This window comes from Streptomyces sp. JLBG701 (assembly GCF_058544905.1).
Genome location: NZ_CM178588.1, coordinates 9485075 through 9502987, shown reverse-complemented (window position 1 = coordinate 9502987; position 17913 = coordinate 9485075). Strand labels below are relative to the sequence as shown.

The window sequence follows — 17913 nt, the reverse complement described above, 5'->3', positions numbered from 1 at the left end:
GCCGCGAAGGCTTCGGGGTACGGGGGTGCTCGCGTACGCCGGTCAGGTGGTCCGGTCGACCTCCGGCGCCTTGTCCTGGCTCGGTTCGGCGCCGCCTGCCGACCGGGCTCCATCCGCCAGATCCAGGCTCGTACGCAGCGTGACCGGCTTCAGGAGCGCCGCCGCGACCACGGCGACGACGGCGACCCCGGCCGAGATGAGGAAGATGTGTCCGGTCGCGTCGCCGTAGGCCGCGCGGACGATCTCCTGCCCCGCCGGGCTCTGTGTGCCGCCGGTGGTGGGAAGGCCCGCGGAGGCGAGGTCCTGGCTGATCCGGTCGGCGATCTCGCGGGCCGAGATCGCGCCGAGGACGGAGACGCCGATCGTGCCGCCCAGCGAGCGGAAGAAGGAGACCGTGGAACTGGCCGCGCCGATGTCCTTGAGGGCGACGGTGTTCTGTACGACCAGGACGAGGTTCTGCATCGTCATACCGACGCCGAAGCCGACGAGCAGCATCGCCCCGCTCATGAAGACCAGCGAGGTGTCGCCGTCGACGAGGCCGAGCCCGCCGAACCCGGCCGCGAGCAGCAGCGTACCGGCGAGGATGAACGGCTTGATCCGCCCCGTCCTGCTGATCAGCCGGCCGGCGACGATGGAGGAGATGAGGATGCCGCTCATCATCGGAATCGTCAGCAGGCCCGCCTCGGTGGGCGTGTAGCCCCGGCTGACCTGGAAGTACTGGCTGAGGAAGACCGCGCTGCCGAACATGGCCGTGCCGACGGCGAGACTTCCGACGATCGCGAGAGCGGTGGTGCGCTGCTTGACGATGGCGAGTGGTACGACGGGTTCGGCGGCCCGCGTCTCCACCCACAGGGCGGCCGCGAGCAGGACCAGCGCCCCGGCGACCATGACGGCGGTCTGCCAGGAGGCCCAGGCGAACGAGGTGTCGACGAACGATATCCAGATGAGCAGCAGGCTCACCCCCGCCGCGATCAGGGTGGCGCCCGCGTAGTCGATCTTCACGTCGTCGCGGCGGACGAAGGGCAGCCGCAGGGTCCGCTGGAGAAGCAGGAGCGCGGCGGCTGCGATCGGGATACCCAGGAAGAAGCACCATCGCCAGCCCAGCCACGAGGTGTCGACGATGAGCCCGCCGAGCAGCGGGCCTCCGATGGTCGACGTGGCGGTGACGCTGCTGAGGTAACCGCTGTACCGGCCGCGGTCCCGGGGCGCGATCATCGCCGCGAGCGCGATCTGCACGAGGGCCTGTACGCCTCCCACGCCGATGCCCTGCACGGCCCGCGCGGCGATCAACTCCCCTCCGGTCCGGCTCAGTCCGGCGGCCAGCGAGCCGAGGACGAAGACGGCGACGGCGGCCTGCACCAGGGTCTTCTTGCTGAACAGGTCGGCCAGCTTGCCCCAGATCGGGGTGGTGGCGGTCGCGCTGAGCAGGGTCGCGGTGACGACCCACGTGTACTGCGTCTGCGAGCCGTGGAGCGAACCGATGATCTTCGGCAGCGCGGTCGAGACCACGGTGCTGCTGAGCGTCGCGACGAAGAGTGCGAGGAGCAGGCCGCTGAGCGCCTTGAGCACTTGTCGATGGTCGGCGGACTCCGGGTCCGCGGGGCGGGACTCGTTGACGGCGGTCGAACTCATGAGGCGGGCTCCATGCGACGGACATTCGGTTTACACAATGTACGGTGACTTTACTCGATGTAAAGTCATCCCGGGTGAGGGATAGTGGGGACCGTGAGTTCCGAACCGCGTGTGAGCCTGCGTGAAGAGCAGAAGAGCCTGACCCGTCATCGACTGCTCGACGCGGCGGTCACCGTGTGCACGGAGAAGTCCGTCGTCGACGTGACGATGGAGGACATCGCGAAGGCGGCCGGGGTCACCCGGGTGACCGTGTACGCGCACTTCGCGGGCAAGGCCGAGATCCTCCAGGCCCTCGTGGACCGGGTCTACGGCGCCATGGGCGAGGTGTTCGCCGAACTGGCGGCGCTGCCACGCTGGACGCGCCCGGGAATCCGCGACTGGCTAGAAGACGCCACAGCGAGCTACCGGAAGATCACACCCACACTCCGCGTGGTGCGCCAGGCGTCCTACGGCGCGGTCCGCGACACCTCGAAGTCGAAGGAACGCTACGTCGGCGCCCACGAACGCTACGCGGCCCTGCTGACCGGAGACCCCGAGCGCTGGCGGAACATCCCCCCGGCGCAGGCCGGCCAACGGGCCCTGATGGCGGTACTGCAGACCGAGTCGTTCCTCTCGGCCTGGGTCGTGGTGGGCCTGCCGCTGGAGACCGAGGACCCGCTCGATCTCCTCACGGACACCCTGTGCCACGTACTCGGCCCGGCCCTGGAGAACGACGCGCGGCGGCCGTAGGGCGTAGAAAACTAACGCTTGGGAATGCCGTACACCCGCTCCACACGCAGCCGCAGCACGAGCCGGCCGTCGCGGACCATCGCGGCCCGGTAGTCGTTCCAGTCGGGGTGTTCGCCCTGCACGTCGCGGTAGAGGCGGATGAGCTCCTCGACCGTGTCGTCGTGCGGGTCCCGCGCGACCGGCGTGAGGTCCGCCGTGCCCTCGGCGACCGTGTAGGACCACCGGTCGGGGCTGGTCACGTGGTACGACGCCCGGGGATCGCGGCGCAGGTTGCGGGTCTTGGCGCGATCGTCCGTGATCGAGACCCGGATGATCCGCTCGTCCGGATAGTAGGCGTGACTGACGTTCGACAGCTGGGGCCGGCCGTCGCGCTTGAGGGTGACCAGCACCCCGCCGTGGCCCGCGGAGAGCAACGCGAGCAGTGCGTCCTGGGTTTCGTGGTCCTGAGTCATGTCTCGATCAACGGGCAACGCCCGTCGGCACATTCCCGGGTAGACACTGTCTACGCCCGAATGGTAGACAGTGTCTATGGATGAATCCGAGACGGGACTGCGGGCCCGGCTGGTCGACGTCGGCGTGGATCTGGTCGCCCGGGAGGGTGCGCAGGCGCTGACGCTGCGGGAGATCGCCCGGCGGGCCGGCGTCTCGCACGGGGCGCCGCGGCGCTACTTCCCCACGCATCTGGAGTTGCTGTCGGCCATCGCGCGACGCGGTTTCGGCGAGTTGGCGGACCGGGCGGCGGTCGCCGTCGGGGACGGCAGCGCAAGCCCTCGCGCCCAGCTCACGGAGTTGGGCCGCGTCTACCTGGAGTTCGCGCTCGGCAACCGCGGCATGTACGAGTTGATGTTCCGTCACGATCTGCTGGAGAGCGGCCACTTGGGCCTGCGGGAGACCAGCCTCCCCCTCTTCGGTGTGCTCGTGGACCTGGTCGGCCGGGTCCGTCCCGGCGCGGACGCCCGGGTCGTCGCGGGTGTCCTGTGGGCGAACCTGCACGGCATCGCCCAGCTGTGGGGCTGGGGCAGTCTCCAACTCGCCACGGACACAGACGACTTCGTACCCCTGCTGCGGGCCGCTCTGGACGCGCACCTCGGGCCGGAGTCCGCGTGAGCGCGCGCCGTGGTGTGACACTGGTGAGCAGTGTGACCGGGGCCGTGATCGTCGCCCTGGACGGTACGGTCCTCACCGTCGCGCAGCCGACCCTGCAGCGCGATCTGAACGCGTCGTTCGCGTCTGTGCAGTGGACCAGTACCGGGTATCTCATCGCGGTGGCCGGGCTGTTGGTGTTCGCGGGACGGCTCGGTGACCGGTACGGGCATCAGCGGATGTTCGCCGTCGGGATGCTCGGCTTCGGGGCGGTGTCGGCGGGGATCGGCCTCGCGCCCGGCATCGGATGGGTGATCGGACTGCGCGTCGCGCAGGGGGTGTTCGGCGCGCTGCTCCAGCCGGCCACGCTCGGGATGCTGCGTGCCGCGTACCGGCCGGACCGGCTGCGGGTGCCCATCGCGGTGCGGACGAGCGCGATCGGGCTGGCGGCCGCGGCGGGGCCGTTGGCGGGCGGGGCGCTGGTGACCGGACTGGGCTGGCGGGCCGTCTTCTTCCTCAACGTCGTGCCCGCGGTCGCCTTCGGCGGCCTCGCCCTCGTCATCCCGAGCCCGAAGCGTTCGTACGCCCGCTCCCCCGGTCTGGACCTGCCCGGTGCCCTTCTCCTCGCGGCCACGCTCGCGTGCCTGGTGCACGCCCTCGTCGGGTTGCCCGAGGCCGGCTGGACGGCGGCGAGTGGACTCGGGCTCGTGATCGCAGCCGTCGGCGGCTGGGCCTTCGTGCGCCATGAAAGCCGTACCGCGCACCCCTTGGTGCCCCCGGGCTCGGTCGATCCGGCGCTCGGTGTCCTGGTGGCGGCCTCGGCCTCCCTCTTCGGCACCTTGTTCGTGAGCACGTACGTCCTTCAGGGCGCTCTGGGCCTCGACCCGTTCCAAAGCGCCCTGCGGAGCCTGCCGTTGGCCGTGCTGATGGTGCTCTCCGCTCCCGTGTGCGCGGTGTTGCTGCGCCGCGTCGGCGCCCGGCGTACGACGGTGGCGGCGATGGCGGTCCTCGCCGCCGGGATCCTGGTGCTCGCCGGGGCATCCGGCACGGTCGCGCTGTGCGGCGGGTTCGCGTTGCTGGGGGCCGGGTTCGGCACGGTGATGGTGGCGGCGACGCATGTCGTCGTGCGGCGGGCCGCCGTGGAGTCGGCCGGGGTGGCGGGCGGGTTGCAGCAGACGGCGATGAATGTCGGTCCGACGCTGGGAGTTGCCGCCGCGACCACGCTGATGGGCCTAGGGTCGTCCGGGTTGCCGCTGGTCGTGCTGGCGGGTGTGGCGGCGGCCGGTGCGGGGGCCGCTCTGGCGCTGCCCGGGCTGTCCGATTCGGCAACCTCCCGACCCCCGGACGAAACGAATGTGAACCACCGCCACGAGACGATCGCCTCATCGCGTTCATAACGGGAACCGTTCACGCATTCCTACGCGACCATGAAGGTCTGAAGTCGTTCCGGCGGCGTATGCCGGACGCGCACTTCGATGAACGCGACCTGAGGAGAGCGATGGCAGAGCTGCGACAAGAAGTCGACCCGGGTGAGGTCGGGCTGGATGCCAAGGCGTTGGACCGCCTGGACCAGTACTTCGCCCACTATGTCGACGAAGGGCGACTGCCGGGTTATCTCGTGGCCGTCGCCCGCGGCGGACACGTCGCGCACCTCACGACGCACGGCTACCGCGATGTCGCCGCCGGGCTCCCCGTCGAGTCCGACACCCTGTGGCGCATCTACTCGATGACCAAGCCCGTCACCGCGGTCCTCGCCCTGATGCTGATGGAGGAGGGCCTGCTGTCGCTGGACGACCCGGTCGCCCGCCATATCCCGGCCTTCGCCGACGCGCAGGTATACGAAAGCGGTTCCGGCGCCGGCCTCAAGACGCGGCCGTCCGGGCCGATCCTGATCCGGCACCTGCTGACCCACACGGCCGGTCTGACCTTCGCCTTCTACCACTGTCACCCCGTCGACGCCCTGTACCGCGAGGCCAACCTGGAGTCGTCGGTGGTGCCCGGCTCGGACCTGGCCGAGACGATCGACGTGTACGCGAGTCTGCCGCTCCAGTTCGAGCCGGGGACGCAGTGGAACTACTCGGTCGCCTCCAATGTCCTCGGGCGGGTCATCGAGGTCGTCTCCGGCAGACCGCTGGACGAGCTCTTCGCGGAGCGGATCTTCGGCCCGCTCGGGATGGCGGACGCCGGTTTCCAGGTCACGGACGCGCAGGCCAAGCGGCTGTCCGAGCTGTACGGCGAGACGGACGGCGGCGGCATCGAGCCGATCGCCGGCCTGCCCCTGTACGGCCGCCCGCGTTTCCTGTCCGGCAGCGGCGGCATGGTGGCCGGGGCCCATGACATCCACCGCTTCATGGAGTTGCTGCGGCGGCGCGGTGAACTCGACGGTGTCCGCCTGCTCGCCCCCGAGACCGTGGACCTGATGACCAGCAACCACCTGCCCGGCGGCGCCGACCTGCGCTCCTTCGGCAGTCCGTCGCACGACGAGCCCAAGAACGAGGGCGTGGGCTTCGGTTTCAGCGTCTCCGTGGTGATCGACCCGGAGCGCACCCTGGCCCCTTCCGGCCTCGGCACCTACGGCTGGACCGGGGCGGCGACCACGACGTTCTGGGTCGACCCGAGCCGCGACCTGACCGTGCAGTTCATGACGCAGGTCCGTCCGAAGACCTCGCACACCATGTTCCCGGACCTGAAGGCGCTGGTGCACGAGGCCGTCACGGACTGAACCCCGCCGGTCAGCTGTCGACCCGCAGTGTGAACCCGATCCCCTCCCGCGCGAGTTCGCCGAGCCACCGCTTCGACCGGGCCGCCGTCTCGGCGGCACGGCTGAGGCCGGGAGGCAGGGAGCCGTCCAAGATGTGGCGGACTCCGAGAGCGAGGGGACGGGAGACACAGCGGGCCATCGCGCTCTCCTCCTCGTCGCCGACCATGTCGAGGAGGTAACTGCCCGACCACGTCTGCCCGGGGCCGCCGGTCACATCGAGCGACACGGCGAGGACGACACGGTCACGGTCGGTGTCCGTCGTCGGATAGGTGGCCGCCAACTCCTGTGCCAGGGCGGCGATCCGGGTGTCGTCCCCGGCCTTGAGCTCCTCGAAGACGGCGTCCCAGGCGTCCAGCCAGCCCTCCAGGCGCAGGGTGCCACGGACGAAGGTCCGCGCCTTCCAGGCGGACGGCAGGTCGTATTGCTCGACGAACGGCACGCTGTCGCGGTTCGGGTAGGCCTCGAAGATCTCACCGTCCACGAGATGCGTCCGGGTCACCTCCCAGGGACGGACAGCCGTGGTCTCCGCCCCGTTCTCCAGGTAACGGGCGGGCGAGCGCAGCGCGTTGAGCACTCCGGCGGGCGCCCAGCTGAAGCGGTACCGGAAGTCGTTCGGGACCGCGGGGACACCGCCGCAGTACGAGGTGAGGCTGTAGGAGGCCGCCGTCTCGGCGCCGATCGCCTCCCGGGCCCGCTCGACGAGGCTGTGCGCGAAGAGGTGGTCGATGCCCGGGTCGAGCCCGGCCTCGGTGAGGACGACGACCCCCGCCGCGGTGGCCGCGGGCACCTGTTCGAGGACCGCGTCCGATACATAGCTGGAGCAGGCGAAATGGGCCCGCTTCTCGACGCAGAGCGCCAGCAGCAGGGCGTGTTCGGAGGCGGGCAGCATCGATACGACGATGTCGCCGGGCGCCAGTTCGGCGCCGAGCGCGGGGAGCGTGAACGCGCGGGGCTCGGCGCGTCCGGCGAGGCCCCGCTGATCGAGGACCTCGGCCGCGCGTTCCTCGGTGCGGTGCCACAGCCGCACATGATCGGCGCTGTCGCACAGCACGGCCAGACCGCTGCCCGTGGACAGGCCCGCGCCGATCCAGTGGACGGTGCCGCTCGCGGGAACCCGGTAGGGATCCAGATCAGACATTGCGGAACTCCCCCTCTGTGATGCCGAGTTCACGGCATGCCTGATGGAACCGGTCCAGACAGCGTCCCCACGGCCCGCCGGTGGCGAAGTCGAGGAGCTGGGGCACCAGGGCGGCCGAGAAGTCGGTGCTGGACTCCTTCGGCAGGAGGGAGGGCAGGTTGTCGATGGCGATGAGGTCCAGCGGGGGCTCCTTGCGCAGGCGGCGTACCGGGTCCGTCCACTCGGTGGTGCGGTCGTAGACGGGGAGGACGTTGAGGGGTGAGCCGACGTCGCAGGTGACGTCGCTGAGGGTGCGCAGGCGCCGGGCGGGGTCGTCCAGGTCCTCGTCCCTGACGAAGGGCGGGATCGGGCTGGTCGCGAGGACCGCGTTCACCATCACGTCGTGCTCCAGCAGGGCGCGGCGGTCCAGGTCGCGGGTCTCGGCGAGGTCCCAGCACGTGGGCTCGACGCCTGCCGTGGCGAACGCGACGCGCGCACCCCGTCCGCTGCGGCCCAGGGCGCCGATCACCAGGGCGGTGAACTCCTCGTCCCCGTCCGCCGGTTGGAGCCTCTCGTCCAGCTCCTCCTTGGTCGTGGGCTTCAGCGGCGCCACCAGCCTGCCCCGGTGCTGGAGCACGGCGAGGGCGGCGCCCAGATAGCCGGCCCAGAAGCCGAAGGCGGCGAGACGGCGTCCGTCGTCGTCGACCAGGTACTCCAGGTCGAGGAGGGCTCCTCCTCCGGCGGTGAAGCGGCGCAGCAGGTCGCTCGCTCCGGGCTGGCTCTTGTAGGCGTGCCCGAAGTAGATGTGCCGGTGCGCCAGCGCACTCGGTTCGTCGGGGAGTTCCTTGAGGCCGAGGATCACGGCGTCGTCCGGCGCCGACACCCAGGAGCCCGCAGCTGCGACGCGGCAGCCGACCGCCTCGTACTCCTCGATCGGGAAGATCCGCTGCGGGGACTCCTCGACGGTCAGGGTCACCCCGCCCTCGACGAGTCGGCGGGCGTCGGCGGGGACGATCGGCGTGCGCCGCTCGGTGGTGCGGAACTCGTGGCGCAGCCACAGGTGGAGCTCGGTCATACGCGGTTGGCCTCCGGGCGGGGCGCGTCGGCCGCGAAACGGCCGGCGTTCAAGGGGCTGACGTCCACGAAGGGTACGCGGCCCAGGTACAGGTCGCGGACGACCTCGCCGACGGCGGGTCCCTGGAGGAAGCCGTGGCCGGAGAAGCCGGTGGCGTAGAGGAAGCGGGAGGGGTAAGTCGCCTCGCCGATCAGGGCGTTGTGGTCCGGGGTGAGCTCGTAGAGGCCGGCCCAGCCGCCGGTGCGGCGCAGGTCGAGGAGGGCGGGGGCGCGGTGTGCCATGGCTTGGGTGAGGCGGGGGATCCAGCGGTCGTGGGTGTCGGCGGCGAAGCCGGGGCGTTCGTCGGGGTCGGACATGCCGACGAGGAGACCGGGGCCCTCGGAGTGGAAGTAGAGGCTGGTGGTGAAGTCGATGGTCATGGGGAGCGCGGGCGGCAGTCCGGGCACGCCTTCCGTGACCGCGATCTGGCGGCGCAGCGGCTGCACCGGCAGGTCGATGCCGGCCATCGCGCCGACCCCGCGCGACCAGGCGCCGGCCGCGCAGATCACCGTGCGGGTCTCGATTCGGCCCAGGGTGGTCAGCACCGCCGTGATGGTGTCGCCGTGCGTTTCGATGCCGGTGACCTCGGAGTGCCTCAGGATCTGCGCGCCGTGGCTGCGGGCGGCGGCCGCGTAGCCGTGGACGACGGCCTCCGGGGTGCAGTGGCCGTCGTCCGGCGAGTAGGCGGCGGCGAGCAGGCCCTCGGTGCTGATCAGCGGGGAGAGGCGTTGGGCCTCCGCCGGGTCGATCATGCGGCTGGGCACACCGAGGGCGTTCTGTAAGCGGACGCTCGCCTCGAACCCGGCGACCTCCTCGGGCGTCGAGAGAAGGAAGAGGTAGCCCGTCCGGTGCAGTCCGATGTCGTACCCGATCTCCTCGCCGAAGCGGCCGAACGCCTCCAGGCTGCGGGCGCCGAGCTGGATGTTGAGCTCGTCGGAGAACTGCGCGCGCACCCCGCCCGCGGCTCTGGAGGTGGAGCCGGCGGCGAGTTCGTCCCGCTCGACCAGCATGACGTCGCGTACGCCGGCCCGGGCCAGGTGGTAGGCGATGCTGACGCCCATGACCCCGCCGCCGATGACGACGACCTCAGCCTGACGATTCACGGGCGTTCCTCCTTGGCCGCGTCGATCACGGCCCAGGCCGCGGCCGCGTCCTGGATGCCGAGGCCGACGCTGTTGTAGTAGACGATGTCCTCGGGCGCGGTCCGGGCGGTGCGCCGCCCGGTGAGCACCGCGCCGAGCGGGATCAGTTCCTCCGGGGTGAGCAGCCCGTCCCGCAGGGCGTGGACGATCGGGCCGGCGTGCCCCGCCGCGGTCTCCGGGTCGTCGACGACGACGGCGGCGGCACGCCGTATGACTTCGGTGTCGACCTCGCGGCGCGTCGGCTCGAACGAGCCCACGCTGACCACCGTGCACCCGGGCGCGAGCCACTCGCCATGTACGACGGGGGTGGCGCTGAGCGTGCAGGCGGCGACCATGGTGGCTCCGGTCACGGCCTCCTCGGCGGTGCCGACCGGCTCGACGGTGATGCCCAGTTCGGCCGCCAGGGACTCGGCGGCGCGGACGCGGTTCTCCGGGGTCGGACTCCACAGCCGTACGGACTTCAGGTCCCGCACCCGGGTGATCGACCGCGCGTGGGCGAGGGCCTGGGTGCCCGAGCCGAGGAGCGTGAGATCCGCGCTGTCGGGGAGCGCCAGGGCGTCGAGGGCGACCGCGCTGGCGGCGGCCGTGCGCAGGGTCGTCACCGCGGTGCCGTCCATGACGGCGACGAGGCGTCCCGTGACCGGGTCGAGGGCGCTGATCACGGCGTGGATGGTCGGCAGACCGGCCGCCGCGTTGCCCGGGTTGACGCTGCCGAACTTCGCGACGGCCCCGGTGTCGGCGGACAACCGGGAGACGTAGGCGAAGACGACGCTGTCGTCGAAGCGGCTCGGATGCATGATCTTCCCCGGCAGGTCGGCGTTGTGGGCGCCGAGCGCGAGAAAGGCCGCGCGCTGGGACGCGATGGCCGCGTCGGTGCCGAGCAGGTCTGCCACCTGGTCGCCGGAGAGGAAGAGGACGTCGTCGTTCATTCCCTCTTCCTATCCGAACCGCACGGCCGGGAATCAGGACCAGTGGGCCACCGCGTCCAAATGGGGCAGATTGTGATCGAGGCGCTCCCGCTTGGTCCGCAGATAGGTGATGTTGTTCTCGCAGGGCGGGATCAACAGCGGCACCTGCTCGGCGACTTCGATCCCGTGGCGGAGCAACGCCTCGACCTTGCGCGGGTTGTTGGACAGCAGGCGCACGGAGTTCACTCCGAGGTCGTGCAGGATCTCGGCGGCGACACCGTAGTCGCGGGCGTCGACGGGCAGGCCGAGGGCGAGGTTCGCCTCGACGGTGTCCAGGCCCTCCGCCTGGAGCGCCATCGCGCGCAGCTTGCCGAGCAGGCCTATGCCGCGGCCCTCATGCCCTCTCAAGTAGACGACGATGCCCCGGCCTTCGGCGACGACGGCACGCAGCGCGGAGGCGAGCTGGTCGCCGCACTCGCAGTGCTGGGAGCCGAAGGCGTCACCGGTGAGGCACTCCGAATGGAGCCGGGTGAGCACCTCCTCCGTGCCGATGTCACCGTAGACCAGGGCCACTTGCTCGTCACCGCGATCGTGATCCAGGTAGCCGACCGCGCGGAATTCCCCGTAGACGGTGGGCAAAGGGGCATTCACGACGCGTTCGACGCCCGAGCGCTGTGGTGACTTCTTCTTGCCGAGTACGCCAATGTTTTCTGTCATGATCTGGTTCCTAAGCAGAGACGAAAGGCCGTGAAAAAGATGAATGGTGCGGGAACGCTGCTGCCGACGGACACTACGGAAGACGTACGGACGCGAGGGGCAGGTGTCTCAAGGGAGGTCGCCGTCCTTCCCGTCGGGAGCTTCGAACAGCACGGCCCGTTCCTTCCGCTGGCGACCGACACGCTGGTCGCCTGTGCCATTGCCCGGGAGATCGCCGCCACGCACCCGGTGCACCTCCTCCCTCCCGTGACGATCTCCTGCTCGCACGAGCACTCCGCCTGGCCGGGGACCGTCAGCATCTCCGCCGTGACCCTGCACGCGGTGGTGCGGGACATAGCCTCCTCGCTCCGCCGCTCGGGCGTCGACACCCTGGTGCTGGTCAACGGACACGGCGGAAACTACGTACTGGGCAACGTCGTTCAGGAATCCTCCGCCCGCGGCGAGCACATGGCGCTCTTCCCGGCCGCGGAGGACTGGGAGACGGCACTGGAACAGGCCGGGGTGGAAACCTCGTTGCTCACCGACATGCACGCGGGGGAAATAGAGACCTCCATCCTGCTGCACAGGCACCCGGAATTGCTCCGCCCCGGTTACGAGACCTCCGATTTCGTCGCGGACGACCGTCGTCATCTGCTCACCCTCGGCATGTCCGCCTATACCGAGTCGGGCGTCATCGGCCGCCCGTCCCTGGCAACGGCGGAAAAGGGGAAGGAACTGCTGGCGAGCCTCGCCGATTCCTTCGGCGCGTATTTCTCGCTGCTCACCGAAAGGGGCGCCGAGGACAAGCGGTGACCGTCGGGCGCGTGGCCGGTTTCCGGCTCCACCACGTCCGGTACGACCGTCTCGGCGCCGGAGCCGGCCCGCAGCCCCGTGTACCAGCGGACGACCAGGACGACGACGCCCGGCAGGGCGGCCACGAAGCTGAGCACCCCGTACACAACGGCGACGGCCAGGCCGCTGCTCGCACCTAGTCCGGACGCGCCGAACGCCCAGGCGGTGACGCCCTCCCGCGGTCCGAAGCCGCCGATGTTCAGCGGCAGACCCATGGCGAGCAGCGCGAGCACGGCCAGCGGCAGCAGGGCCAACGCGGAGGCGGCCGATCCGGCGACCCGGGCCGCGACGACGAACATCGCGATGTGGCCCGCCAGGACGACGAAGGACGAGAGCGCGACCCCGGGCAGGTTCCGGCGGGAGAGCAGTCCCTCGCGCGCCTCGGCCAGGGTCCCGCGCAGGACGCGCCCGCGGCGGGACGCGGCCGGGGTCCGGTTCATGCGCAGCGCCACGACCACGGCGAACGCGCCCACCGCGGCGAAGAGGACCAGCGGGGCGAACTGGCGGGCGTCCGCCATGACCGGGGACGGCACCGTCAGCAGGACCGTTACTCCTGCCACTGCCAGCACGGCCTGTCCCGCGGTCCGCTCCAGGACGACGGCGCGGACGCCGCGGCCCAGGTCGCCGGCGCTCTGTCCGTGCCGGACCGCACGGTGCACGTCGCCGACGATGCCGCCGGGGAGGGCGGCGTTCAGGAACAGTGCGCGGTAGTAGTCGGCCACGGCGGGGGCCAGGGGGAGGCGGATCCGCAGGGCGCGGGCCACCAGGGACCAGCGCCAGGCGCTGAACACGGTGGTGACCAGGCCGATGGCCAGCGCCAGGAGAAGGGTCGGTACGTCGATTCGGCGCAGGCCGTCCAGGAAGACGCCTGTGCCGAGGCGCCACAGCAGTACGGCGAGGATCACGATGCCGGCGATGGTGCCCAAGTGTGTGCGGAGGGCGCTTCGCGAGCGGGGCTTGGGCTGGGTGGTTGCCTCGGTCTCGGGGCGGGGCTTCGTTACGATCACGCCGATGCGGTCCTTGGAGACTGCTACGCCTGTCAAGGGACCGGGTGGACGGGTCAGTTGCAGGCTGCGGGTTGTGGGGGGCTTGTCGCGCAGTTCCCCGCGCCCCTTGAGGGGCGCCATACTTGACCGGAGATCAACGGTTCCGATCAGCTTTACTGTTCCCGTGCTCATGACGCACCGCCCGTTGGCCTCGGGAGTGCCAGCAGGTCGCTGTGGTGGACCACCGCGCGCAACTCACCCGCCGCGCAAGCCGCCAGGCGCTCCTCCAGGTAGCGGTCGGCCCGCGGCTTCAGGTCCGGGCGCTCTTCTACGGCCGCGCTCACCCACCCTCGTAGCCACTGGGCCGTCAGGTCGGACTCGGCGGGGCCCAGGTGCCAGGCGCTCGGGTTCATTCGTACCGTCGCGCCTCGGTCGGCGAAGGCCTCGCAGGCTGCCGTGAGGGCGTCCGGGCCCAGCAGGCCTGAGCGACGCTGGTGGGCGTTGAACGCCTCGGTGATCTCGGCGTCCAGGGGGTCGGCCGGGGTCAGCTCGACTCGGCCTACCACCGAGAGGGTGAGGAGGGCCGGGCAGCCCGCGCCTACGCAGGCGGCGGCGAGCGCGTCGACTTCCTCGCGGGTGAGGACGTCGAGGAGTGCGGAGGCCGTCACCAGGGATGCGCCCTTGAGGGCGTCCGGGGTCAGGCGGGCGACGTCGCCGCGCCGGGTCTCGACCGAGACGCGGCTGCCGTCGGCCGCGGAGCGCGGGGAGGCGACGGCGGCGAAGTGCAGGAGGTAGGGGTCGCGGTCGTGCAGGACCCAGTGCTGGGCGCCGTCGAGGCGGGGGGCCAGCCAGCGGCCCATCGAGCCGGTGCCGCAGCCCAGGTCGTGCACGACGATCCCGCCCGCCTTGCCCGGCAGGTTGGCGAGCCGGATGCGCAGCGGGTCGAGCAGGTCGTTGGAGCGCGCGGCGGCGTCGACGCTCTCGCGCAACTCCAGCCACTCGGGCGCGTAACGGGGCGGGTCGTCGGGCCCGGCGTCCCGCAGCCGTACGGTGGCCCGCTCGCCGGGGCGGGTCGCGGGGCCGGCGCCGGGGATCACGGAGTCCGTCGCGGCGGAGTGGTCCCTCGGTCCGGGCTGTGCGGGGATTCCCCGGCTCATTCGGCCTGCTCCCGCCCGCGTTGTCGCCGTCTTCCTCATGCCGCCCTCCGGGGTTCGTTGGGAAGCCGGCCGAGTACACCGGCCAGGCTCTTTGCTGTGGTCGCCCAGCCGTCCAGTGCGGCTCGGCGACTGCGGGCAGCCGCCTTGAGGCGACGCCGGACGTCCGCCTCGCCGAACCAGCCGCGCAGTTCGGCGGCGAGTGCGGCGGGGTTCTCCGGGGGGACGAGGATGCCGGGCACGCCGCCGTCGGGGGCGCGTCCGACCGCTTCCGGGAGGCCACCGACGTCGGTGGCCATGACGGGGATACCGCGCGCCAGGGCCTCCGTGACCGCCATGCCGTATGTCTCGGCGTAGGAGGTGAGGACCATGAGGTCGGCGGCGGCGTAGCTGGCGTCGAGTTCGGCGCCGGCCTGGGGTCCCACGAGGTGCAGGCGGTCGCCGAGGCCGTACTTGTGGATCAGGGACCGCAGATGGGCCACGTACTCCGGGTCCTGGACGAGGCCGCCGACGCAGACGCAGCTCCACGGCAGGTCGGTCACCGCGGCCAGCGCCTCGATCAGGCGGTGCTGCCCCTTGCGGGGGGTCACGGCGGCGACGCAGAGAAGACGGGAGAGGCCGTCCGTGCCGGGGGCGAGGGGCGCGATGTCGGCACCGGGGGCGGCGATGTGCACCTTGTCGGGGGCGAGCCCGTGGTGGGAGACGAGCCGGCGGACCGCCCACTCGCTGGTGGCGACGACCGCCGACACGGCCCGCAGGACCGTACGTTCCCTGGCGTCCAGCTCCGCGGCGACGGCGGGCGCGAGGCCCGTCTCGTCGCCGAGCGGAAGGTGGACGAGGACGGTCAGGCGCAGCCGCTCCGCCTCGGGGACGATGATCTCGGGGACGCCGCAGGCGACGAGCCCGTCGAGGAGGACGACCGTGTCGTCGGGCAACTCGCCCAGCGTGCGGGCCAGTTCCGTACGCGCCGCGGTGCCCGGGCGGGGCCAGCTGCCGGCCACGGCGTGCTTGTGGACCTGCCAGCCGAAGCTCGACAGGTCCAGACTCACCCGCCGGTCATAGGCATTGCCGCCGCTGGGCGCGGTCGGGTCGTCGACACCGCCCGGCATGACGAAGTGCACGGAGTTCAGGGACATGGGGATGATGTCGGCGTTCTTGAGGGCCGCGTGCTGGACGGGCACGTAGTTCAGCTGCGCCGGGGTCTCCCGGTCGAGGGTCGTGTCGGTCACAGGGCACGCTCGTAACTCGCCCAGGCGACGTGCGATTCGTGCAGGGTGACCGTGAGACCCTTCAGGCCCCGGGCGCCTTCGCCCAGCGCGCCCTTCTCGATGCGCTCGGCGAGCCGGTCGGCGATCACCTTGGCCAGGAACTCCGTCGAGGTGTTGACGCCGGCGAAGTCGGGCTCGTTGTCGAGGTTTCTGTAGTTCAACTCGCTGACGACGGCGCCCAGTTCCTGCGTCGCCAGTCCGATGTCGACGACGATGTTGTCGTCGTCCAGCTGCTCGCGCCGGAAGGTTGCGTCCACGAGGAACGTGGCTCCGTGCAGCCGCTGCGCGGGCCCGAAGACTTCGCCGTGGAAGCTGTGGGCGATCATGATGTGATCGCGGACGGTGATGCTGAACAACGGACGACCCTCCAGGTGCGGCGCGTCTGGTCCCCCGGCTGATCCCCGCCGGTGGATGCCGTGTAGTACGGCTCTTCGCTTCCCCGTGTTCAGCCGCCTCTCACTCTTTTCTCAGGTCAGGCGGTCTTGTCGTACCGGATTGCACGAATCCGTCAGTCGTCGCCCGGGTAGCGCACCCGGTGGCAGAGGGCCGGGATCTCGCCGGAGGCGAGCCTGGGCAGCACGTCGGGGAGTTCCTCGAAGGCGCACTCTCCGGTGACGAGGGCATCCAGCGCGGGGTCGGCGAGGAGGTCGAGGGCGAGGGCGAGGCGGTCGGCGTAGGTGCGGCTGGAGCGGCGGGCCGGGGAGACGGTGCCGACCTGGCTGCTGCGGATGACCAGGCGCCGGGAGTGGAAGGCCTCGCCGAGCGGGAGGCTGACCTGCCGGTCGCCGTACCAGCTCAGTTCGAGGACGGTGCCTTCGCCGGTCAGGAGTTCGAGTGAGCGGGCCAGGCCCTGTTCGGTGGCGCTGGCGTGGACGACCAGGTCGCACTCCCCCAGGGCGTCGGCCGGGGAGGCGAAGTCGACGCCGAGGGCCTCGGCGGTCTTGGCCCGCCCTGGATCCGCGTCGACCAACTGGACGCGTACGCCGGGAAAGCGGGCCAGCAGCGCGGCGACCGAGCTGCCGACCATGCCGCCGCCGACCACCGCGATCCGGTCTCCGACCAGGGGCGCTGCGTCCCAGAGGGCGTTCACGGCGGTCTCGACGGTGCCGGCGAGGACGGCCCGTTCGGCGGGGACGTTCGGCGGCAGTGGCGTCACGGCGCTCACCGGAACGACGTAACGGGTCTGGTGGGGATACAGGCAGAAGACCGTTCGGCCGATCAGGGCGTCCGGGCCCTCCTCGACCACACCGACGTTCAGGTAGCCGTACTTGACCGGGGCCGGGAAGTCGCCCTCCTGGAACGGTGCCCGCATGGCGGCGTGTTGGCTGACGGGGACGCCGCCGCGGAAGACGAGCGTCTCCGTGCCCCGGCTCACCCCGGTGTACAGCGAGCGGACCAGCACCTCACCGTCGGCAGGGGCCGGAAGGGTGATGTCGCGTATCTCGCCGAGGCCGGGCGAGCGGAGCCAGAACGCGCGTGCCGAGCGGTTCATCGGCATCCTCCTGAACGATCGGGAAGTTGTTCACGTACGGAGATGTGCACAGTCCGCGCACAGTACGCGGCGTTGATCGACATTGTCATTCGGCCGGAGGGTAAGCGGTGGCCCTGAACAACACTTACGACGCAAGGCTGGTTCAGCAGGAGACTGCCGTGGGAGCGGGCGTACAGATCCTGTTGCTGGCCCTGCTCGGCACGGCGATCGGCTTGGGGCCGGCGGGCTGGCTGACCGGCCTCGCCTTCGCCATCGCCACCTGGGCCGTGCTCTCCCGGGCCCTGCACCGCTCCCAGCTGCGCTCCTTCGGACCGGCCAACCGGGTCACGCTCGGCCGCTCGATCCTCGTCGGCGGGGTGACGGCCCTGGTCGCGGACTCCTTCGAGAGCTCACCGCCGGTCACGCTCCTCGTCGGTCTCACAGCGGTGGCCCTGATCCTGGACGGCGTCGACGGCAAGGTCGCCCGGCGCACCGGCACATCGACCGCACTGGGCGCACGCTTCGACATGGAGGTCGACGCGTTCCTGATCCTGGTGCTCAGCGTGTACATCTCGATGCAGCTCGGCCCGTGGGTCCTGCTGATCGGCGCCATGCGCTACGCCTTCGTCGCCGCCGCCCGTGTGTGGCTGTGGCTCAACGCCCCGCTGCCGCCGAGCACGGCCCGCAAGACGGTGGCCGCCCTCCAGGGCGTCTGCCTGTTGGTTGCGGGCGCGAACGTGCTGCCGGAGACGGGCAACGCCGCGGTGGTGCTGCTGGCTCTGGGCTCGCTGTCGTGGTCGTTCGGCCGGGACGTGCTGTGGCTCTGGCGCACCTCCCGCGTCGAGGTGGCTCCGGTCGAGGAGAAGCTTCTGGAGCTGGCCGCACGGTGACCCAGGGGCGGAGGGCCCGGGCCATGGAATGGTCCGGGCCCTCCGGCTTGTCGGGGAGGCGGTGCGGGACTGATGAACGCCGGTGCACTACAGCGCCCCGCTTTTAGGGG

General features: G+C 71.2%; 17 protein-coding genes and 1 pseudogene. 6 read left to right on the top strand and 12 right to left on the bottom strand.

All coding sequences use genetic code 11. The annotated features are described in order from the left end of the window. Positions 1-42: 42 nt before the first annotated feature. Positions 43-1632: an MDR family MFS transporter gene (locus tag AC5DRG_RS43520; protein ID WP_491805378.1), complete on the bottom strand. Its 1590-nt coding sequence runs from the start codon at positions 1630-1632 to the stop codon at positions 43-45. A gap of 93 nt (positions 1633-1725) precedes the next feature. Here AC5DRG_RS43520 and AC5DRG_RS43515 point away from each other — a divergent pair, with 93 nt between their 5' ends. After that, the gene (locus AC5DRG_RS43515) at positions 1726-2361 is read left to right on the top strand and encodes a TetR/AcrR family transcriptional regulator (protein ID WP_491805377.1); all 636 of its coding nucleotides are present in this window, start codon (positions 1726-1728) and stop codon (positions 2359-2361) included. Positions 2362-2372: 11 nt separating this feature from the next. Here AC5DRG_RS43515 and AC5DRG_RS43510 read toward each other — a convergent pair whose 3' ends face one another. Next, positions 2373-2813: a PPOX class F420-dependent oxidoreductase gene (locus AC5DRG_RS43510; RefSeq protein ID WP_491805376.1), complete on the bottom strand. Its 441-nt coding sequence runs from the start codon at positions 2811-2813 to the stop codon at positions 2373-2375. Between the two features lie 76 nt (positions 2814-2889). Between AC5DRG_RS43510 and AC5DRG_RS43505 the strand changes: the two genes are divergently transcribed. The 3 genes from AC5DRG_RS43505 (at position 2890) to AC5DRG_RS43495 (ending at position 6166) form a co-directional block, all read left to right on the top strand. Beyond that, positions 2890-3468, top strand: coding sequence for a TetR/AcrR family transcriptional regulator (locus AC5DRG_RS43505; protein WP_491805375.1), 579 nt, complete (start codon positions 2890-2892; stop codon positions 3466-3468). Then, positions 3465-4841: an MFS transporter gene (locus tag AC5DRG_RS43500; protein WP_491805374.1), complete on the top strand. Its 1377-nt coding sequence runs from the start codon at positions 3465-3467 to the stop codon at positions 4839-4841. Before AC5DRG_RS43505 ends, AC5DRG_RS43500 begins: the two co-directional genes overlap by 4 nt. Before the next feature lie 101 nt (positions 4842-4942). Next, positions 4943-6166, top strand: coding sequence for a serine hydrolase domain-containing protein (locus AC5DRG_RS43495; RefSeq protein ID WP_491805373.1), 1224 nt, complete (start codon positions 4943-4945; stop codon positions 6164-6166). A gap of 10 nt (positions 6167-6176) precedes the next feature. On the opposite strand, the gene AC5DRG_RS43490 is transcribed toward AC5DRG_RS43495, so the two are convergent. Genes AC5DRG_RS43490 through ribA form a run of 5 tightly spaced genes read right to left on the bottom strand, consistent with a single transcriptional unit; the run spans position 6177 to position 11203 of the window. After that, the gene (locus tag AC5DRG_RS43490; protein ID WP_491805372.1) at positions 6177-7343 is read right to left on the bottom strand and encodes a saccharopine dehydrogenase family protein; all 1167 of its coding nucleotides are present in this window, start codon (positions 7341-7343) and stop codon (positions 6177-6179) included. Then, positions 7336-8397: a saccharopine dehydrogenase gene (locus AC5DRG_RS43485; protein ID WP_491805371.1), complete on the bottom strand. Its 1062-nt coding sequence runs from the start codon at positions 8395-8397 to the stop codon at positions 7336-7338. The genes AC5DRG_RS43490 and AC5DRG_RS43485 overlap by 8 nt, the downstream gene beginning before the upstream one ends. Further along, positions 8394-9539 carry an NAD(P)/FAD-dependent oxidoreductase gene (locus AC5DRG_RS43480; RefSeq protein ID WP_491805370.1) on the bottom strand — a complete coding sequence of 382 codons (1146 nt, stop codon included), beginning with the start codon at positions 9537-9539 and terminating at the stop codon, positions 8394-8396. Before AC5DRG_RS43480 ends, AC5DRG_RS43485 begins: the two co-directional genes overlap by 4 nt. Beyond that, positions 9536-10507 (bottom strand): ornithine cyclodeaminase family protein, encoded by a 972-nt coding sequence (locus AC5DRG_RS43475; protein WP_491805369.1) that lies wholly within the window; start codon positions 10505-10507, stop codon positions 9536-9538. The genes AC5DRG_RS43480 and AC5DRG_RS43475 overlap by 4 nt, the downstream gene beginning before the upstream one ends. A gap of 33 nt (positions 10508-10540) precedes the next feature. Then, on the bottom strand, positions 10541-11203 hold the full coding sequence (gene ribA / locus AC5DRG_RS43470; protein WP_491805368.1) for a GTP cyclohydrolase II: 663 nt from the start codon (positions 11201-11203) through the stop codon (positions 10541-10543). Positions 11204-11242: 39 nt separating this feature from the next. Here ribA and AC5DRG_RS43465 point away from each other — a divergent pair. Beyond that, positions 11243-11968: pseudogene (locus AC5DRG_RS43465) on the top strand (creatininase family protein); the annotation flags it as partial. On the opposite strand, the gene AC5DRG_RS43460 reads toward AC5DRG_RS43465, so the two are convergent. The 5 genes from AC5DRG_RS43460 to AC5DRG_RS43440 all read right to left on the bottom strand — a co-directional run bounded on the left by AC5DRG_RS43460 (position 11857) and on the right by AC5DRG_RS43440 (position 16934). After that, a complete protein-coding gene (locus AC5DRG_RS43460; protein ID WP_491805367.1) occupies positions 11857-13161 on the bottom strand; it encodes a lysylphosphatidylglycerol synthase transmembrane domain-containing protein in 1305 nt (434 codons plus the stop codon). The pseudogene AC5DRG_RS43465 and the gene AC5DRG_RS43460 sit on opposite strands and share 112 nt — an antisense overlap. A 47-nt stretch (positions 13162-13208) precedes the next feature. After that, positions 13209-14216, bottom strand: coding sequence for a class I SAM-dependent methyltransferase (locus AC5DRG_RS43455; RefSeq protein WP_491805366.1), 1008 nt, complete (start codon positions 14214-14216; stop codon positions 13209-13211). Beyond that, positions 14213-15403, bottom strand: coding sequence for a glycosyltransferase family 4 protein (locus tag AC5DRG_RS43450; protein ID WP_491805365.1), 1191 nt, complete (start codon positions 15401-15403; stop codon positions 14213-14215). Before AC5DRG_RS43450 ends, AC5DRG_RS43455 begins: the two co-directional genes overlap by 4 nt. Continuing rightward, entirely contained in the window at positions 15400-15798 is a 399-nt protein-coding gene (locus tag AC5DRG_RS43445) for a 6-pyruvoyl trahydropterin synthase family protein (protein ID WP_491805364.1), read from the bottom strand. Before AC5DRG_RS43445 ends, AC5DRG_RS43450 begins: the two co-directional genes overlap by 4 nt. Positions 15799-15950: 152 nt before the next feature. After that, positions 15951-16934, bottom strand: coding sequence for a zinc-dependent alcohol dehydrogenase (locus AC5DRG_RS43440; RefSeq protein WP_491805363.1), 984 nt, complete (start codon positions 16932-16934; stop codon positions 15951-15953). Positions 16935-17041: 107 nt separating this feature from the next. Between AC5DRG_RS43440 and AC5DRG_RS43435 the strand changes: the two genes are divergently transcribed. Further along, complete coding sequence (locus tag AC5DRG_RS43435) at positions 17042-17803, top strand: CDP-alcohol phosphatidyltransferase family protein (RefSeq protein WP_491805362.1); 762 nt, start codon at positions 17042-17044, stop codon at positions 17801-17803. Positions 17804-17913 lie beyond the last annotated feature (110 nt).